This window comes from Nostoc sp. DedSLP04, from assembly GCF_034530775.1.
Classification (GTDB): Bacteria; Cyanobacteriota; Cyanobacteriia; order Cyanobacteriales; family Nostocaceae; genus Nostoc.
Window position 1 is genome coordinate 1 of the sequence record NZ_JAVRCL010000101.1, and the last position, 17,648, is coordinate 17,648.

Annotated in this window: 19 protein-coding genes; 7 read left to right on the top strand and 12 right to left on the bottom strand. The window is 41.2% G+C overall.

The genetic code is table 11. The annotated features are described in order from the left end of the window. Positions 1 to 293: 293 nt before the first annotated feature. Positions 294 to 650 carry a hypothetical protein gene (locus tag RMX89_RS32865; RefSeq protein WP_322673207.1) on the top strand — a complete coding sequence of 119 codons (357 nt, stop codon included), beginning with the start codon at positions 294 to 296 and terminating at the stop codon, positions 648 to 650. Positions 651 to 966: 316 nt separating this feature from the next. On the opposite strand, the gene RMX89_RS32870 is transcribed toward RMX89_RS32865, so the two are convergent. The 3 genes from RMX89_RS32870 to RMX89_RS32880 all read right to left on the bottom strand — a co-directional run bounded on the left by RMX89_RS32870 (position 967) and on the right by RMX89_RS32880 (position 4,683). Further along, the gene (locus RMX89_RS32870; RefSeq protein ID WP_322673208.1) at positions 967 to 1,314 is read right to left on the bottom strand and encodes a cupin domain-containing protein; all 348 of its coding nucleotides are present in this window, start codon (positions 1,312 to 1,314) and stop codon (positions 967 to 969) included. Beyond that, positions 1,311 to 4,205, bottom strand: a complete 2,895-nt coding sequence (locus RMX89_RS32875; RefSeq protein WP_322691910.1) for a glycerol-3-phosphate acyltransferase — start codon at positions 4,203 to 4,205, stop codon at positions 1,311 to 1,313. The genes RMX89_RS32870 and RMX89_RS32875 overlap by 4 nt, the downstream gene beginning before the upstream one ends. Before the next feature lie 337 nt (positions 4,206 to 4,542). Next, positions 4,543 to 4,683 carry a hypothetical protein gene (locus RMX89_RS32880; protein WP_190240958.1) on the bottom strand — a complete coding sequence of 47 codons (141 nt, stop codon included), beginning with the start codon at positions 4,681 to 4,683 and terminating at the stop codon, positions 4,543 to 4,545. Between the two features lie 312 nt (positions 4,684 to 4,995). Here RMX89_RS32880 and RMX89_RS32885 point away from each other — a divergent pair, with 312 nt between their 5' ends. Beyond that, positions 4,996 to 5,961: an SGNH/GDSL hydrolase family protein gene (locus RMX89_RS32885; RefSeq protein WP_322691911.1), complete on the top strand. Its 966-nt coding sequence runs from the start codon at positions 4,996 to 4,998 to the stop codon at positions 5,959 to 5,961. A gap of 295 nt (positions 5,962 to 6,256) precedes the next feature. Here the strand turns inward: RMX89_RS32885 and RMX89_RS32890 are convergent, their stop codons facing one another. From RMX89_RS32890 to RMX89_RS32910, 5 genes are all read right to left on the bottom strand, one after another. Beyond that, entirely contained in the window at positions 6,257 to 7,150 is an 894-nt protein-coding gene (locus RMX89_RS32890) for a lysophospholipid acyltransferase family protein (RefSeq protein ID WP_322691912.1), read from the bottom strand. 120 nt (positions 7,151 to 7,270) lie between these two features. Further along, the gene (locus RMX89_RS32895; protein ID WP_322691913.1) at positions 7,271 to 7,894 is read right to left on the bottom strand and encodes a class I SAM-dependent methyltransferase; all 624 of its coding nucleotides are present in this window, start codon (positions 7,892 to 7,894) and stop codon (positions 7,271 to 7,273) included. Between the two features lie 47 nt (positions 7,895 to 7,941). Further along, positions 7,942 to 8,292 carry a DUF1772 domain-containing protein gene (locus RMX89_RS32900; protein ID WP_322686562.1) on the bottom strand — a complete coding sequence of 117 codons (351 nt, stop codon included), beginning with the start codon at positions 8,290 to 8,292 and terminating at the stop codon, positions 7,942 to 7,944. Positions 8,293 to 8,688: 396 nt separating this feature from the next. Continuing rightward, positions 8,689 to 10,365, bottom strand: coding sequence for an alpha-amylase family glycosyl hydrolase (locus RMX89_RS32905; protein ID WP_322691914.1), 1,677 nt, complete (start codon positions 10,363 to 10,365; stop codon positions 8,689 to 8,691). A gap of 424 nt (positions 10,366 to 10,789) precedes the next feature. Next, positions 10,790 to 11,221 carry a nucleoside deaminase gene (locus tag RMX89_RS32910; protein ID WP_322686564.1) on the bottom strand — a complete coding sequence of 144 codons (432 nt, stop codon included), beginning with the start codon at positions 11,219 to 11,221 and terminating at the stop codon, positions 10,790 to 10,792. Positions 11,222 to 11,235: 14 nt separating this feature from the next. Here RMX89_RS32910 and RMX89_RS32915 point away from each other — a divergent pair, with 14 nt between their 5' ends. Then, positions 11,236 to 12,159 (top strand): nucleoside hydrolase, encoded by a 924-nt coding sequence (locus RMX89_RS32915; protein ID WP_322691915.1) that lies wholly within the window; start codon positions 11,236 to 11,238, stop codon positions 12,157 to 12,159. Between the two features lie 157 nt (positions 12,160 to 12,316). On the opposite strand, the gene RMX89_RS32920 is transcribed toward RMX89_RS32915, so the two are convergent. The 3 genes from RMX89_RS32920 to RMX89_RS32930 all read right to left on the bottom strand — a co-directional run bounded on the left by RMX89_RS32920 (position 12,317) and on the right by RMX89_RS32930 (position 13,816). Next, positions 12,317 to 12,652, bottom strand: coding sequence for a hypothetical protein (locus tag RMX89_RS32920; protein ID WP_322673217.1), 336 nt, complete (start codon positions 12,650 to 12,652; stop codon positions 12,317 to 12,319). Positions 12,653 to 12,660: 8 nt separating this feature from the next. Beyond that, complete coding sequence (locus RMX89_RS32925; protein ID WP_322673218.1) at positions 12,661 to 13,044, bottom strand: hypothetical protein; 384 nt, start codon at positions 13,042 to 13,044, stop codon at positions 12,661 to 12,663. Positions 13,045 to 13,264: 220 nt separating this feature from the next. Then, a complete protein-coding gene (locus RMX89_RS32930) occupies positions 13,265 to 13,816 on the bottom strand; it encodes an NUDIX hydrolase (RefSeq protein ID WP_322691916.1) in 552 nt (183 codons plus the stop codon). 128 nt (positions 13,817 to 13,944) lie between these two features. Between RMX89_RS32930 and RMX89_RS32935 the strand changes: the two genes are divergently transcribed. The 4 genes from RMX89_RS32935 to RMX89_RS32950 all read left to right on the top strand — a co-directional run bounded on the left by RMX89_RS32935 (position 13,945) and on the right by RMX89_RS32950 (position 17,173). Further along, complete coding sequence (locus RMX89_RS32935; protein ID WP_322673220.1) at positions 13,945 to 14,997, top strand: dipeptide epimerase; 1,053 nt, start codon at positions 13,945 to 13,947, stop codon at positions 14,995 to 14,997. After that, the gene (locus tag RMX89_RS32940; RefSeq protein ID WP_322673221.1) at positions 14,981 to 16,027 is read left to right on the top strand and encodes a DUF1611 domain-containing protein; all 1,047 of its coding nucleotides are present in this window, start codon (positions 14,981 to 14,983) and stop codon (positions 16,025 to 16,027) included. Before RMX89_RS32935 ends, RMX89_RS32940 begins: the two co-directional genes overlap by 17 nt. A gap of 89 nt (positions 16,028 to 16,116) precedes the next feature. After that, positions 16,117 to 16,308: a hypothetical protein gene (locus RMX89_RS32945; RefSeq protein WP_322691917.1), complete on the top strand. Its 192-nt coding sequence runs from the start codon at positions 16,117 to 16,119 to the stop codon at positions 16,306 to 16,308. 196 nt (positions 16,309 to 16,504) lie between these two features. After that, a complete protein-coding gene (locus RMX89_RS32950; RefSeq protein WP_322691918.1) occupies positions 16,505 to 17,173 on the top strand; it encodes a Uma2 family endonuclease in 669 nt (222 codons plus the stop codon). A gap of 38 nt (positions 17,174 to 17,211) precedes the next feature. On the opposite strand, the gene RMX89_RS32955 is transcribed toward RMX89_RS32950, so the two are convergent. After that, entirely contained in the window at positions 17,212 to 17,412 is a 201-nt protein-coding gene (locus RMX89_RS32955; RefSeq protein ID WP_322673224.1) for a hypothetical protein, read from the bottom strand. Positions 17,413 to 17,648 lie beyond the last annotated feature (236 nt).

Below are 17,648 nucleotides of genomic sequence, written 5' to 3' on the forward strand. Positions count from 1 at the left end.
AGCTTCTGCCTTCGCGTTTGGGTGTTTCGCGCAGCCTGTAAGAGCTTCTGCCTTCACGTTTCGGTGTTTCGCACAGTCTGTAGCAACTTCTGCTTTGACATTATCAGAAACAGACTTGCATTATATGACAATACGGTTCGGTTAAGGTTTTTTGATAAAAATTTTAGATTGCAAAGACGCGACAAATTGCATCTCTACATCTGGATTTTGGGCTATTCCTGATACACATTTACTTGCACTGTAAGATTTAATCGGATAATCTGAGCAATCGAGATTGTTTTTCAAGAAAACCAATGAACAAATTCATACTGAGTTTGCTTTCTTCTCCAGTGCTGATTAGCTCTCTTCTCTCTATGGGAGTAATGCTAAATCACGCACAAGCTATGGAGCCAGAACCAGGAGTCAAAAGCACAGATCGTCTATCTTGTATACGCAATAAACATAAAGTGGGTTTAGTATGTGCCAGGGCTTCTGTATTGGCTCAAATTCCTAACTATCAGCGTGAAATAGAGTTTTCTCAAGAAGATGCTCCCATGCTGGAGTTCAATGATGAAGAAAGCAATGTGGCAATCGACTTATTTGGTTGTGATTGTCCTGCTTGTATAAATTCTTTGCGTCAGATGCGCAACGCGACACCCTTGGTATATTAATAAATCATTGATTTTTGAAGACGCGATAAATCGCGTCTCTACATCAGGGTTTTGATTTGATCTGAAATGTATTGATTTATAAGCAACATCCGCAAACTTTTCTAAGGACATAACATTGTTATGTCCCCCTGCGTGTTTTATTCAAAATCAAATTAACCTCAATTGCTAGTTAACGATCCTAACTGAATAATTAGGGACTTCCAAATAAAAAAATATACAACTATTTATTGTGGGGTGGGCGATACGAGCGCCCATAGTCAAAGGCGGGCAAGATGCCCACCCCACAAGATTGGATAATTTATTTTTTGGAAGTCCTTTAGCTCGATTTTTCGACTCGCAAACCAAAGTATGTCAAAACAAGTTCGGTTGAGCCACTATTGACAACTTCGTGTACTTCTCCCGGTTCGATGGCTACGCAGTTTCCTGGAAGCAAGGGGTATTCTGTACCATCAATGTGAATTACTCCCAAACCAGCTTCTACAAAGAATACCTCGCACATATCTTGATGCGCGTGTGCTGGTGCGGTTTGTCCAGGAGCAAAACGTGCTTGAGAAAAGTTAGTTAGGTGAGGTAAATCGCCGAAGCGTAACATCACCTTTTTCTTGATTTCGGCATTGTGAGAAACCGACTCTTCAGGCAAATCTTTCAGGGAAGTGGTAATCATTCGGGTCTTAAATCATTAGATAATTCCACAATACCCCTAGACCCATCAATCCTGACTCGTTGACCATCTTGCAAAAGCCATGTAGCACCGCGAACATCCATCACGGCGGGAATTCCATACTCACGAGCAACGATCGCACCGTGAGAAAGTCTTCCTCCAGCTTCGGCAATTAATCCTCCAGCCCTTAATAATAATGGGGCCCAGCCGGAATCTGTATAAGGCACTACCAGAATCGTATCTCGATCGACTTCTGGAATGTCTTGTAAATTTCGCAACACTTTCACCCTACCTTCGGCTTGCCCATGACTGGCTCCAATACCTTGTAAAATTTGGTCAGAGTAGAGTTCAGAGGGAGCTAAGGGGTGAGGAGGTGTATTGCCGTAGACTAAAACAGGTATTTGAATAATCTCGCTATCTTGCAGAAATTGCGATCGCCTAAATTCCACTAACTCATCTAACTGCTCAATTAAGCTGGAATTTTCATCTCCAATTAGACGCCGCACTTCATCAAAGTTGAGAAAAAAGATATCGCCTGTTTTCTGGAGTAAACCAGACTCTAACCAAATCTTCTCTAAAGCCACAAAACTCCAACGCAATTCAGCTAAAAGCCGGGAATAAACTTCGGTGACTCGCCCTTTGATATCCACGCGCCGTTGCACAAAAGAGCGTTTGCGCTTACCAGCAAAGATACTATTAATCGCATCTTTAGCACCTGCTTGTGGTTCGTTCCCCTGCATTAACTGCACAAACATCTGCTGAATCATCTGGGGGTTTTCCCGCCAAGTGGGAACGGAGATATCGGTTCCTACTTCACTTAAGTAGCCGTAATCTTGCAGCAATTCGTTAAATTCTTGGAGGATCTTCTCTCCTTCGGGGGATTGCTTTAATTGTTCAAATACTTGCTGTGGCTCAAACTCAACCAATACCTGCTTGGCATCTGTAGCGATCGCACTGAGCGATCGCAATGCCGCTACCTCTGGGGTGACGCTATGATCGATTTGCCCATCTTTTACCCGAAAAATCGCCTGTCTTAGGGCAGCACTCAAGGGAGCTAAAATGCTGTAATACGTTCCATGACGCAGCAACTCTAGAATAAAATCAATTCTTGCCAACAACGCCGGTGGTTCCAAGCTATCTATATCTGACTGCGCCAACTGCGACAACCCAGGAATGAACCGTTTGTGATAATCTTCCTTGAAGTCCTTTTCTAAATTTAATTCCCGCTTCAGTAACTTCCCTAATCCTGGCAAGTTTTCCCAAGTTGACTGCAAGGAGGGTTTACTTAATTTAGCTCCTCTGGTTAAAAATTCCAGACTTTCCGGCGGCAGTCCCATTCTGAGAAAAATATCTCCTAAGAGGGAAGCATTAAAGTAGGCTCTGGAATAATGCAGAGTTGCTGTTTTGGTGAAATCTAACCCTAAAGCGCGATCGCCTAAAACTAAAGTAAAAAATTCTCCCCAAACTCCACAAGTTAAGGGACGATTAATTGACCATGTTAAAGGGTGAATTACTCCAGGAATCACTTCGGCGGCGATTTTGCGCGTCCAGATGGGTAACAGAGTGGCGATCGGTCGAGATTGCAACACCCAAAGCGTTTGCCCATCATAACTCCACTCGATATCTTGAGGAGTGCCATGATAACGTTTTTCGAGTCGGTAAGCTAAATATGCAACTTGTTTGATTAATGATTGTGGGACTCGTCCTTGACCCTCTAATTGTACAGAGTAAGAATTTTCTGTTTCAACGACAAAAGCGCGATATTGTTCTGGTGTGACTTTTCCCGAAACAACTTGCGTCGGGCTGCCTGGAAGGGCTTCAATCACGATCGCATCGCCTTGCTGGGTAATGGGATCGCGACTGAAAGCAACGCCAGAATACACACTCTGGACTTGTTGCTGAATCAACACAGCCATTGCTGTATCATTTAAGCCGCGATCGCGCCGATATTGAACAGCAGATGGATGATTGTAGGAAGCTTGAACTTGAGCGATCGCTTCTTGTAATCCCTCTTGGCTAGTAACATTTACAACTGTTTCATACTGTCCAGCAGCAGAAGCGTATTCTGAGTCTTCTCCAATAGCGGAGGAACGCACCACCAAAGGGGATAATTCTGAAGGCTGGAGAAATTCTGTTAACCCTTCTGGATTGTCGATAGGTGCTAGTACCCATCCTTTCGGCACTGGATAGCCCCAGCGCTTAATTTGAGATAATGTTGCTGCCTTTTCTCCGACAATGGCAGCATTCAACTCTTCATCTAGAGAAACCATTGTGCGTTCGCCGCGTAAAAACTCCAACATCGCAAGAGATTCAGTTTGTGCCTCTTGGGCTGGCAGTTTCATATCATCAGCAATTTTGGTGTAAATCCAGCCCATTAAACCAGCTAAGGCCACAGCAGCAAGTATTCTGGGAATATCGCTAAAGTGCAGAAGTGCCACAAACAAAGGAAAAAGTAGCAAAACCCCAAATTTGACTAACTTTCTTGATTGCAGAATTGTAAAAGCAATACCTGCAAAGAAAGATACAAATATCGCTACCAGTGGATCGTGTACGACAAATCCCCAGACAACATTTGTCGTACCTGCTCCTCTGCCTATCCAGTATCTACCAATTACCAGAGCGATTAGGGCAAGCAATTCCCAAGACGATCCATCTGGGAAGAAAATGCGGGTGAGTAAGACTGCCGCAACTCCTTTCAAAGCTTCTGACAACACTGCCAGAATTCCGACAATTTTACCCCCATGATAAAAGGCAGCTGATACACTAATGTTTCCTGTACCAACTTGTGATAACTGCTTCCGCGTCAGGGCGTAAGTTATCCATGCAATCAGGGGTAATCCGCCCAAAAGGGGGCAGATAATTAAAATAGCGAAAATACCCCAAGGTTCAAACATTCTGGAATTTGGATTTTAGATTTAAATTTTCCATCTAAAACCTCAAATCTAAAGTTTTGCTGAAATTTTTGATGGTTATAAAAGGGGCTTTTATCAAAGAGAATTCAGGAGTCAGGAGTCAGAACGATAGCTAGAGGATGAACACGGGGTTTAAAAACAATCCAAATTATAGATTTATAAGTCTACAATCAGCTAGTAGTTTGAATTCCCCAAGGAAAAGCATTCTGGATTCTGGATTCTGGATTCTGGATTCTTTTTTAATTACTAGTTGCTAAATGGACACTTGGCTAAGACGGAAACCGTTTAAGACAAGTGTCCTTCTAGACTACTAATGGTTTTAGTTTAGCGCATAGGCAGCTTGCAGCGCCCAGATTACGAGAGCAGCGATCGATCCCAGAAGCAACACGGTAGAGATAGTGACTACTTTTGGGGAATCTGCACCCTTAAATTTCATAATTCCGCGATTTAAGTCGGACACAGCTTCTAATCCTCTGTTGTTGGAGCATGAAATATTTGTCCGTCTTGATTGTAGTCCTTCTCTTTGCGGATGATGTTAAATTCACTTTAAAAATTTAGAAGTGGGGGGGACTGGGGACTGGGGACTGGGTACTGGGGACTGGGAGACAAGGGAGATAAGGAGATAAATAAAACTCTTAACTCTTAACTCCTAACTCTTTAACTCCTAACTCTTAACTCCTAACTCTTAACTCTTAACTCCTAACGCCCAATGCCCAATCCCCAATCCCCCAGTATCATTGAAAAGCAACTCAGTATAAGAGGGTGTGAGTAGGTGAAAATAGCACTGAGCGTAATTTTGGCGGTGGTTGTGGGATTGTTTGTGGTAATCGAGATTGGACTGCGATCGCTATTTGGTTTTGGTAATCCCCTGATTTATATTGGCGATGAGCAAATTGGTTATTTGTTGGCTCCTAACCAACGTACCCGTCGTTTTGGGAATCGCATTGAAATTAATGAATATTCTATGCGAGGTAGTCCGATAAAAAAGATACCTGCACCTTCTGGACTGCGAATTCTCCTCTTAGGTGATTCTATTGCTAATGGTGGCTGGTGGACAGATCAGACTAATACAATATCTAGTTTGATGATGCGTTCTTTACCATCATCCACTAATAGTAATTATCAGGAAGTAGAAGTGCTAAATGCTTCAGCTAACTCTTGGGGGCCAAGGAATGAATTAGCTTATTTAGAGAAGTTTGGCAATTTTAACGCGCAAGCAGTGGTGTTATTAATTAATACCGATGATTTGTTTGCTACTCCTCCTACTTCATTACCAGTAGGACGCGATCGCAATTATCCCGATCGTAAACCTCCCCTGGCATTAGTGGAAGTGTGGCAGCGTTATATCGTCAAGCAAAAGCCAATTCCTGAACTACAAGCCGTGCAAAAAGAATCAGGCGATCGCGTGGGGATTAATTTGGAGGCGATCGCTAAAATTCAAGCCTTGACTCGCCAATCCAACAGCAAATTTCTGCTGGTGATGACTCCTTTACTGCGAGAAATTGGTGAACCAGGCCCCCGCGATTACGAAATTAAAGCACGTCAGCGCTTGAGTGATTTTACCAAAGCACAGCAAATTAACTATATAGACTTTTTACCCAATTTCAATTCAACTACCAACCCCCAAGGTTTGTTTCACGACCACATTCACCTCAACTTGCAAGGAAATAAATTTGTCAGTGAAGTTATGGAGCGATCGCTTTTGGAAATACTGGCATATTCGTCACCTCGCCACTAATATTCGTGTTTAATATCAAGTCCGGCTAATTAGTTTTAATTCCCGAATCTATGCAGAAAGCCCCTCTGCTCCTCTGCTCCCCTACTCCCCTGCCCTCTTAGAGGATGTTTGAAAAGTATTTTTGGTAACTTCTAGACCTCTGAAACCTAACCCCCCTAGCCCCCCTTCCCTACAAGGAAATGGGGGTTTTAAAGCCTCTCTCAGTTTCGGGGAGAGGAATGGAAGTGTGGTCTCTGGTATACTTTACGACTTTTCAAACAACCTCTTAATGATAAGTCTTTAACCGGACATGAGATTAGCTAGATTTCTGAGTATCTCTAACCAAATTATTTAACTCTTCTTGCATTTGACTTTGAACTATTTCATAACAAGCATTCACATAGTTACGATCTCTAGCTGCATCTTGACCATATCTTTCAAAAATAATTGGATGACAGATACGAGTGTGAATTTGCACAGGTAAAGGAATATTTGGCAGAGGGCCAATAGACAAGCCCCAAGGCAAACCTAAGTAAATTGGGAAAACACCAGGGTCTAATTGATATAACCACGGCAATCCCCACTGATGCAATTGTTTGACGAAATCATAGCAATCACATAAGACTATCAAGCTATCATGAGCGCCTACCGAAATTACAGGAATAATTGGGACTTCTTGTTTTAAAGCCAGTTTGACAAAGCCTTGATGACCGGCAAAATGAATTTTATAGCGTTGACTATGAGGACGAAACATATCATATTGTCCACCAGGATATACTAGAACGCTAGCACCCCGATCGAAAGCCGCACTAGCCATTTTGGGATGTGCAAGAATTGCTCCGAATTTCTGGGCTAATCCTGCTATTTCTGGACTCACTTTCCAAGCGTAAGGGTGCATTAGACCATACACCAAACGCTCGGTTCCAAATCTCGAAAACCAATCGTACATCATCATTATTAAATCTGGAGAAGCCATTCCCCCATTATGAGAGCCAACCAGTAGTACTTTCCCTGTTGTTGGGATGTGATGCCATCCATCAGTTATTACTTGAAAGTAATAACGGTAAAACCATGACCATATAGGCATCAATGATTCAATAAACTGAGGATCTCGCTGTGTTAATGACTGATAAATCTTTTTCGAGAATTCTGATGTTAAAGTATTGTCAGCGCTGACAGAAATTTTCTCTACCTGTTTTGGAAATTCCATAAAAATATGTTAAGTCTAAATTGAAAAAACTACATTAGAAATATCAAGAATTACGGCTTCGAAATTATTTTTTTAGTCGTATTTATCCTTTAAATATAGGCTTTAACCCAGTCAAAAAATTTACTTTCTAAACAAAATTGATACAAGTCTGGGTGGTTTATTTTGATCTTTTTCATGCCACCACTCTTTGAAGTCCTCAAATTGGAAGCCATGAACTTTCGCTGTGTTAAAAAAGTCTGATAGATGATGCACAAATGCCGGAATTTCAATGGACTCTTGCTGTCTTTGAAAATTAGCTTTTATTCCTTGATATTGCTTGAATGGATGAAGCTCACAGATGAAAAAGTATCCTCCTTTAACTAAGACACGAGATGCTTCTGAAAATATCAAGCTGAGGTCTTCGATGTGTTCTAGAACAAGATTACAAGTGACTAAATCGGCAGACTCATTATGACAAGTCCATTGTTTAGTAATGTCTTCGGTAATAAACACTACATTCGCAGACCTCACTTTCTCTTTTGCCTTTTCGATCATCTGTGCTGAAAAATCGATCGCACACACTTTCAGAGCAATTTGTGAAAGTAAAAGCGTATTTTTACCTGTGCCACAGCCAATTTCTACAACTGATTTACACTTCAAACCCATCAAGGTTTCTCTGGTGACGATTCGATCGAGATCGCGCGTCAGATTTTCGTCAGCATCGTATGTGGCTGACCAATTATCGTATGCTGCTTGAATACTCATATAGCTTCATTTTGCCAAGCAAAGGGTATCATACATATTGATCATTTCTATTTCACCGTGCGATCGCCCAGTGCAATCGTCAACGCTGCCGCAAGTGCCGCTATTGTCCGAACGTGGTTCCAGAACGTCCAATTGGTAAGATATCTAGCCCATAGGTTCGCGCCTTCAGTGCTATCCGGTTTGGCGATCGCTAAGGCATCATTCAGCGGTACATTGAATGCGATCGTCACTAGAACGGTGCCAATCAGATACAGGAGGCTACCGACAAGCAAATAGGCAGCACCAGGTTGATGCCACTTTAACACCGAGGAAATCGCTAGAAAGATGCAAGCCATAGCTGTTCCAAAGAGTGCCAACATGAACAACGGATTGATCGCAGTGATATTGATCGATTGCATGGCGATAATGCCCTCCTTTGGCTGGAGTCGTGCAAGGGCATTCATCACGAAAGTCGAGAAGGCAAAGAAGACGCCAGCTACAAGCGCACAGCCTAGTGCTGTGAAAAGCGTCAAAGGAAAGCGCAAATTGTCAACAATTACCATTAAAGCCTCCTGTTAATACTGCCCAACGCCTTGTTCACAGTAGATGATTGGTCTTTCAAGACGCGATAAATCGCGTCTCTACAATCTGGGTTTTGGGCTGATCCAATTGGACACGATATTATTTTATTTGCTGTTGCTCCCATCGCTAGTCTTATTACTGTGTTGCGACGCAAGCAGTTTGTTTGACGAGCGATCGCACTGCTTGCGACAATGTATTTATAACCTTTTGACATTAACGAGCTACAGACTACATTACTGTGAATTTGAAACAAATATTTTAGCTGTATAGCTTGATAAGTCAGTAACTAAACCATCCTCTTTAGATTTCACTTCTTGATTGCTAACCCAATCTCGCCAATACTCAGCAGTTGGAAAGTCTGAAATTTTATATTGATTTAGATTTTGGTCGGAGAAATTTACCACGATGACGACATGAGAATTCTGCTCATCCCAACGGGTGTAAGCCAGCACTTTCTCAGCTGCATTTTCGTAGAAAAACTTAATATTGTCACTTTGCAAAGCTGGATTTTGCTGGCGTAGAGCAATCAACTTTTGATAATACTCAAATAAATCATGATTCTGGCCGCTTGACAATAAAGACCAATTAACCTTGCGCGGCTTAGTCACATCTTCGCTTTTTTGCTGATATTCGCCAAACTCTTCTCCCATCCACAGCATCGGTATACCCATCGCTGTCATTAACACAGCAGCAGCTAACTTAGCTCGTTCAAATGCGGCAGCGTCAAAGATGCCGCAATTGCCTAATTCTCGTAATAGACGTTCGCGATCGTGGGTTGCCAAATAATTAATTACATTGGTAGCGATCGCATAACCCTGCTGTTTGGGATCTAAAATCTGCTTGAGTTGTTCTAATTCAAATGATTTCCCACAAATATATGGAACTAGAAAGTAGCGAAAACTCTCATGCCAACAAGCATCTAATGGGCCATCTGGCTGGACTACAGTCTTTGTATCGGGAATGTGTTCAGCAATGTTGTAAAACTGTTTGGGCGCAGCATAATTTTTCGCTTCCTTAGTCAGCCAGTTGAAAAATTCAAAGTTAGCCAATTGCCGCACTGCATCAAAGCGAATTCCATCAATGTGATACTCCTGAATCCAAAATTTTACCACATCGCCGACGTATTCCCATGCAGGTTTAATATTTAAGTTTTTGTCGTAATTATCATAGTTAAACTCTGGCCCCCAGTAATTATCTGGGTCTTCAGGATAATGTTTGTGTTCGTAATACCAATAATTTCGGTCAATTAGTATTAAAGGGCATTCTTCATCTGTATGGTTATAAATTCCATCCATAAAGACGCGAATGCCTCTACCATGACACTCGTCAATCAACCGCTTTAAATCTTCTGTTGAACCGTAACTAGATTCTGTAGCAAAGAAGTGGCGAACTTTATAGCCCCAGTTATAATCACCAGGGTACTCATTAACTGGCATTAATTCAATTGCATTAATTCCCAATTCGCAAAGATAATCTAACTTAGCAATTATCCCTAAATATTTGCCTCGCTCGTTAGAATCAACTTCATCACCAGTAAAATCGGCAACGTGTATTTCATATATGACTAATTCTCGGTTATCAGGCAACAGCATTTCATTGTTTTGCCAAAGGTAATTATCAACAATGCGTTGTCCATCTTGAATGCGTACTATGCCGTATTTTTCTGTTTCATCAACATCTGTCGCTTTAGGATCGATGATATCTATCCATTCATCAACTGCAAAATTTGGGCTTTTGGTTTGAATGCGAAATTTATATTGATAAACACCGGTTTCTAATTTTATTTTCGTGCGAAAATAACCATCTTCACCTTTTGACATGGGAATTTCTTTCCAATCTGAAAAAGACCCAATTAAAGCTGCTCCTTTGTTGCGAGGAGCAAATAAGGAAAATTCAGTTAAATTTGCCATTTTCACACTTTTAAATTTTAGCTAGTTATAGTAACTAAAATTATTGTGTAATATAAAATAATTAGTAGCTTCTTTCTTAAGTATTATCAATATTTTCCTAATTTGCTGGACTTCAGACAGATAGTGCGATCGCTATGATTTTAGAGGTGCAATAGCTATCTAAATCATAACTACTTATGCGGACATGATATGATAGTTTTGCTCAATTGTATCTGGGGTTTCGTTCTCAAATTTGATTCCATACCTTCTGAAATTAAATGTCTATTTCAAGACAGTAAACGCAGTGACTATTTTCTGGCATCACATTACTCTTGCTACTGGCTGATTTTAAAATATCTATCCTTAAAAAATGGATAGTGGGTAGTAGGAAGCAGAGGAGCAGAGGAGGATAGATAATTAATGACAAATGACAAATGACAAATGACTATTTACCAATATCTTCATTCCAAAGTTCGGGGTTAGTTTCAATAAACTCACTCATCATTTGTTCGCATTCGTCAAGATTAAGATCGATAACGTCCACACCGTGAGATACCATAAATTCTTTAGCACCAGGAAAAGTTCTAGATTCTCCAACAATGACTTTTTTAATGCCAAATTGTACTACTGCCCCAGCGCATAGGTAACACGGCATTAAAGTTGAATAGAGTGTAGTACCTCTATAACTGCCAACTCTTCCAGCATTGCGGAGACAATCGATTTCGGCGTGGGTAACAGGATCGGCATCTTGCACGCGTTTATTGTGTCCTCTGCCGAGAATTTTGCCATCCTTGACAAGAACCGAACCAATAGGAATTCCCCCTTCTTGTCTGCCTTGTTTTGCTTCTTGAATTGCAACTTCCATAAACTCATCCATATAATTCTCCTTTTATGACAAAACAACTTGTATTAATGGATCACGATGGCGGTGTAGATGATTATCTGGCAACTATGCTGCTGTTGACGATGGAGCATATTGAACTCCTTGGTGTTGTTGTCACTCCAGCAGATTGCTACGTTCAACCGGCTGTTAGCGCCACACGTAAAATTATAGATTTGATGGGATTTTCTCATATCCCGGTGGCAGAAAGCACTGTGCGCGGAATCAATCCATTTCCTACTCTCTATCGCCGTGATTCGTTTATCGTTGACCATCTCCCCATTCTCAATCAAAGCGAAACTATCACTACGCCATTAGTTGCCGAAACAGGTCAAGATTTCATGATACAGGTGTTACGTGACGCATCAGACCCCGTAACGTTGATGGTAACTGGCCCGTTAACGACGGTTGCAGTGGCTTTGGACAAAGCACCAGATATTGAAGCCAAGATTCACAAAATTGTTTGGATGGGGGGTGCGTTGAATGTTGGCGGTAATGTGGAAAAAAGTCTGGAAGCAGGACAAGATGGTTCCGCCGAATGGAATGTTTATTGGGATGCTGTTTCAGCAGCGCGGGTATGGCAAACCCAAATTGAAATTATTATGTGTCCTTTAGATTTGACTAACAATGTCCCAGTCACATCGGAGTTAGTATACAAAATGGGACGACAACGCCACTATCCCATCTCTGATTTAGCCGGACAATGTTATGCACTGGTTATTCCTCAAGATTATTATTTTTGGGATGTGTTGGCAACAGCTTATCTAGGACATCCAGAATTTTATCAATTGCGCGAATGGGAAACAGAAATTATCACCACTGGTCTTAGTCAAGGGCGTACTAAAGTAGTTCCTGGTGGTCGGAAAATGTATGCAATGGATAAGGTAGATAAAGAGGCTTTTTATGCTTACATCTTGCAGCAATGGGCAAGGTAGAAAACTAAAAATTAGCTGACGTGCATACTCAAACTCGCTACCGAAAACTAACGACAAAGCTCACCAGTTGCAGACAAATTCTGCAACTTAACCGACCATATTGGAGCATTTCGGTGCAAATATTTTTTTTGAGTAAGACACCATTTCAGACTGAAAATTAATCATAGCGTGCCTTTTTAGATTTAATCACCTCAATTACATCATCGTGTCTTTGCCCCTCAATAATATCCTTGAGATGAATTTGCCCATTAATATATTGAACATGGATACGCCAACCTGAGACTTTATCGATATCAGCACGATAAACTGCCTGCTTCACACCTTTTACTTTGTGCAGCCTCGTTTTTGGAAATTTTCTTGTTCTGTGACACTCATTATCTTCAAGTTCTGCCAAAGCTTCAAGAAAAGCAATCTTTAGCTCGTCATCTGGCAAAATCTTCATAGCTTGATAAATAATGCCGTATTCATCACACAGAGTAAGGGTTTGTGCCATAAACCAACTTACGAAATCCGGGCAGTTTCTTGATTGTGGTGGAGTAATTCTTGATACAAAGACTCTGCCACACTTTTATATGCCTTATCAAGATCATCGTGTTTGACCACTCGAAAAAGAGTAAAAATAACTTGCCCAAAAATTGGATCTTCGTCAACTGTCAAAATCACCCTTAGTTTCTGCGAAACCCTTAGTGTGTAGAGTGAAGATTCATAGCCATTAATATCTGACGGTAGAGGAAGACGACGCAACTTACGATAAACGTCAGCATTTTTAGTTGGGAAGAGATTAGCACAATCATTAATCTTTTTAATCGTTGCGGCTTTTCCCTCTTCACTCAGCTTGCCAAGATCCTTTTCAAAGCTTCTTGTTGACTCAATTAGAACATCCACGTTACAAACCACCAATTTGAATTTAGCTACTTGCCCTCTATCTTTAGCATAGTAACAGTTATATACAGAAAAATTCTGTACATTATTCTTACAAGGACATTATATGGAAACTTTATTAATATTATTCTATACTCTAACGTCCACAAAAAGTTGCTGTAAAAGTTTCACAATGCAATTCGTATCAAGTATTTGTTTCAACAGAAAAGAGGTATAATGATTATTAATAATTAATTAATTTTAAACCTAAAAAGAGAGCAGCTACAGTTCCAGCAACAGAAATTTCTCCCTGAATAATTTTCTCTAAAATTGATTTTACAGGAATTAATACGACTTCAATATCTTCTGTAATATCTAGTTGTTGCTCTCCGACTTTGCTCGCATTTTCTGCTAAAAATAAATGTATTTTATTGGTATCTTTACTCGGCTTATCGTATAAAGTTCCAATTTTTTTAAATTTTTGGGGAATATAACCAGTCTCTTCTCTCAGTTCTCTAATTGCTGCTATTTCTGCACTCTCTTTTGTCGGATCGAAATTCCCTGCTGGCAGTTCCAAGAAAAATTCACCTACGGCGTGTCTATATTGCCGGACAAAAATAATTTCTCTATTACTAGTGATAGGTAAAACCATCGCAACGTCAGGCTTAATACTGACAAAATAATCATCTATAATTTTACCATTTGATAATTCTATTTCATCTTGCCTTACCTGACACCAAGGATTATCTAAAACCATTTTTGATTTTAAAATCTTCCATTTCTTTAAGTTGTTCATAAATAAAAATAATCTATAAAAACTTTAGTCGTTAATCAATGAATGTAAAAAAGTATAACAGATGTATCCGATAATCTAAATTTTGAACTTACACTGGCTTTTGCAATAACATAATATGTAAAATAAGTATGCAAATAAATGTAAAATTATTTACAGTAAACAAGAGATTTCCGCTGACTATTAGTCGAGGTACAACGGCACAGACAACAAATGTATGGGTGAGAATTTCACACGATCGCATCGAAGGCTGGGGGGAAGCATCGCCATTTGGTGTGGGTAATCATCGGCAATCAACTGATGCAATCAAAGATACTCTAGAGCAAGTTGTGCCTCTGTTACAAGCATTCAGTCCCTTACAACGTCAGGAAATTGAGCAAGTTTTAATACAAAATCAAATTCCTTCTGCTGCAAGAGCTGCCTTGGATATGGCAATGCATGACTGGTTGGGTAAGTGCGTAGGATTACCCTTGTGGCAACTTTGGGGACTCGATCGCAATCAAATAGTCCCGACTTCAGTCACAATTGGGATTAATTCACCTGAAGGCGCTAGGGCGAGAGCGCGAGACTGGTTACAATTTACAGATGTCCGTCTTTTTAAGGTGAAGCTAGGTAGCCCAGATGGCATAGATGCAGATCAAAAAATGCTTTTAGCAGTGCGAGAAGAAGCACCCGAACTAGAATTTTTTGTTGATGCCAACGGGGGTTGGAGTTTAGAAGATGCGATCGCCATGTGCAATTGGCTGGCTGATTTAGGTATAAAGTATGTAGAACAGCCATTGCCACGGGGAGAGGAATCAAGTTTAGCAAAACTCAAACAACACTCTCCCCTACCTATCTTTGTCGATGAAAGTTGTTTCACCAGCGCTGATATTGCCGATTTGGCAAATTACGTGGATGGCATTAATATCAAACTAATGAAATCAGGGGGGCTAACAGAGGCAATGCGAATGGTACATACAGCACGAGCATATCGGTTGCAAGTAATGTTCGGTTGCTATTCTGACAGTTCGCTAGCTAATACAGCAGCATTACAGCTAGCGCCACTAGCTGATTATTTAGATTTAGACAGTCACCTGAACTTAATTGATGACCCTTTTACGGGTGCATTGCTAAAACAAGGAAAAGTTTTGCCAAACGATTTACCAGGTTTGGGAGTACAACACAGTGCGTCTACCACTTAATCAACGAGTAGCTATCTTGCTACATGAAGGGACTATTGGGACTCACGGCAAAACAGGGCTAGCAATTTTACGTTACAGTGAAGCCCCAATTGTAGCCGTAATCGATCGCGAGTGTGCTGGTAAATCTCTACCAGAATTAACAGGTATCAAGCGCGATCTGCCGATTGTGGCATCGGTAGCCGCAGCCCTAGAGTACAAACCGGAAGTTTTAGTAATTGGTATTGCTCCAGGAGGTGGTGCTGTACCAGATGATTACTGGCTAGAAATCAAAGAAGCTTTAGAAGCGGGAATGTCTTTAGTGAATGGTTTACATACACCAATGGCAAGTATCCCAGAATTAAATGCACTGCTCAAACCAGGGCAACTAATTTGGGATGTCCGCAAAGAGCCATCTAATATTAGTGTTGCTAGTGGAATGGCACGTACTCTTCCGTGTCGGCGGGTGTTGACAGTGGGAACCGACATGGCAATTGGTAAAATGTCAACTAGCCTAGAGTTACATTGGGCGTCAAAACTGCGGGGCTGGCGTTCTAAATTCCTTGCCACAGGGCAAACTGGAATTATGTTAGAAGGAGACGGTGTGGCTTTAGATGCCGTGCGGGTAGACTTTGCCGCGGGTGCTGTGGAACAAATAGTCATGCGCTATGGCAAAAACTACGACATCTTGCATATTGAAGGACAAGGTTCGCTGCTACACCCTGGTTCAACAGCAACTCTACCCCTAATCCGTGGTTCGCAACCAACCCAACTAATATTAGTACATCGGGCGGGACAAGTTCATGTCCGCAATCATCCCCATGTCATCATTCCACCTTTACCAGAGGTGATTCGGCTTTATGAAGCTGTTGCTAATGCTGGTGGTGCTTTTGGAAGTGTTTCTGTAGCGGGTATAGCATTGAACACAGCCCATTTAGATGAATCTGCGGCTCAGGAAAGCATCGCTCAAACAATAGCAGAAACGGGGCTACCTTGCACTGATGTAGTCCGCTTTGATGCCAATGTGCTTTTAGATGCGGTGATGAATAATTAACGTGAGTTCGACGAGTGCTATTTTGACCTCTCCCCCAGTGGGGTAAAACTAAAGCTAAAACCTTAGTAAATCAGGTTTGGGGGGAGGTTTTGAGAATTTATGCAATAAATATATTGAATTCGGGCGGTCGTTTATTGAATTCGGGCGATCGTTTGTTGAATTCGGGCGATCGTTTGTTGAATTCGGGCGATCGTTTGTTGAATTCGGGCGATCGTTTATTGAATTCGGGCGGTCGTTTATTGAATTCGGGCGGTCGTTTATTGAATTCGGGCGATCGTTGATTGAATTCGGGCGATCGTTGATTGAATTCGGGTGATCGTTGATTGAATTTAACCAGTGGTTAGGGTGGGGTAAAACCCAGATTATTGAACAACGTAGAGACTTGTGTGTACACCGTAGGTGGGGGAGAGGAATGGAAGTGGGGTTTTTAGAGCCTAGAACTCACGTTAAACTTATAGCACTGACACACTTGTTGCTATGTCTGTCGCCCAAGATTTAGAATCCCCAGAAAATGTTATATTTCCCCCAGGGGATTTATATAGTGACGAACCGCCTTGGGAAAGTGACTTGCATCGGTTGCAAATGACACTGCTCATCCAATGTTTGGAGTGGCTGTGGCAAAATCGCAAAGATTTTTATGCATCGGGTAATCTCACCATCTACTACAGTCCACGCCAGCGCAAATCAAAAAATTTTCGAGGGCCAGATTTTTTTGTCGTACTGGGGACTGAACGCAAACCCCGTAAAAGTTGGGTTGTCTGGGAAGAAGATGGCAAATATCCCAATGTAATTATAGAAATTATTTCGGATAGCACAGGCGACACTGATAAAGGCTTAAAAAAACAAATTTACCAAGATATATTTCGCACACCAGATTACTTCTGGTTTGACCCAGAAACGTTAGAATTTTCAGGGTTCCATTTGCTGGATGGTAAATATCAACCGTTAGAACAAAATCCCCAAGGCTGGTTATGGAGTCAACAGCTAGGTTTATATTTAGGGGTTGTTCAAGAAAAATTACGCTTTTACACTCGTGAAGGAGAACTGATTCCCACACCGGAAGAAGTGGCACAACACCAGAAACAACGTAGCGATCGCTTGGCAGCAAAACTGCGAGAATTAAATATAGATCCAGATACCATTTAACTTCCACGCTGTCTTGCTTGTGCCTGTTAGCTCAAATGCTATGGATCTTCAGGAAAAACCCATTTTGGCGGTTCCATCATTTTTTTTTGCAGACGTTCTTGTGCCAACTCCAGCATTTTCTCTAAGGGAGTCTCTTCAATAAATTTTGCGGCTGACTCTCTAAACTCGGTATTGGGGCATTTATCCCCTAAAACACACCCATTAACACAGGCTACAGCGCAGTTAATCTTTTGCTCCACAGTACATTCCTCTCACTAAAAGTTATAAGTTATAAGTTGTGAGTCATGATTTTCATCTCTAACTCTTCACTGTTAACTCTTTACTATCAGGCATGACCTACAGGTAAATTTTACCTTGCCAGTTGGTATCTCATTAGTCTAAATACTCACTATTTAGAAAGTTATGAGTTATGAGTGAAAGTTATGAGTTATGAGTTATGAGTTATGAGTTATGAGTTATGAGTTATGAGTTATGA

Bases quoted from the DNA above. Each gene is read 5' to 3' on its own strand.
- RMX89_RS32865 (WP_322673207.1), top strand. From the start codon at position 294: ATGAACAAATTCATACTGAGTTTGCTTTCTTCTCCAGTGCTGATTAGC.
- RMX89_RS32870 (WP_322673208.1), bottom strand. From the start codon at position 1,314: ATGATTACCACTTCCCTGAAAGATTTGCCTGAAGAGTCGGTTTCTCAC.
- RMX89_RS32875 (WP_322691910.1), bottom strand. From the start codon at position 4,205: ATGTTTGAACCTTGGGGTATTTTCGCTATTTTAATTATCTGCCCCCTT.
- RMX89_RS32890 (WP_322691912.1), bottom strand. From the start codon at position 7,150: ATGGAATTTCCAAAACAGGTAGAGAAAATTTCTGTCAGCGCTGACAAT.
- RMX89_RS32895 (WP_322691913.1), bottom strand. From the start codon at position 7,894: ATGAGTATTCAAGCAGCATACGATAATTGGTCAGCCACATACGATGCT.
- RMX89_RS32900 (WP_322686562.1), bottom strand. From the start codon at position 8,292: ATGCAATCGATCAATATCACTGCGATCAATCCGTTGTTCATGTTGGCA.
- RMX89_RS32905 (WP_322691914.1), bottom strand. From the start codon at position 10,365: ATGGCAAATTTAACTGAATTTTCCTTATTTGCTCCTCGCAACAAAGGA.
- RMX89_RS32910 (WP_322686564.1), bottom strand. From the start codon at position 11,221: ATGGATGAGTTTATGGAAGTTGCAATTCAAGAAGCAAAACAAGGCAGA.
- RMX89_RS32915 (WP_322691915.1), top strand. From the start codon at position 11,236: ATGACAAAACAACTTGTATTAATGGATCACGATGGCGGTGTAGATGAT.
- RMX89_RS32920 (WP_322673217.1), bottom strand. From the start codon at position 12,652: ATGGCACAAACCCTTACTCTGTGTGATGAATACGGCATTATTTATCAA.
- RMX89_RS32930 (WP_322691916.1), bottom strand. From the start codon at position 13,816: ATGAACAACTTAAAGAAATGGAAGATTTTAAAATCAAAAATGGTTTTA.
- RMX89_RS32935 (WP_322673220.1), top strand. From the start codon at position 13,945: ATGCAAATAAATGTAAAATTATTTACAGTAAACAAGAGATTTCCGCTG.
- RMX89_RS32950 (WP_322691918.1), top strand. From the start codon at position 16,505: ATGTCTGTCGCCCAAGATTTAGAATCCCCAGAAAATGTTATATTTCCC.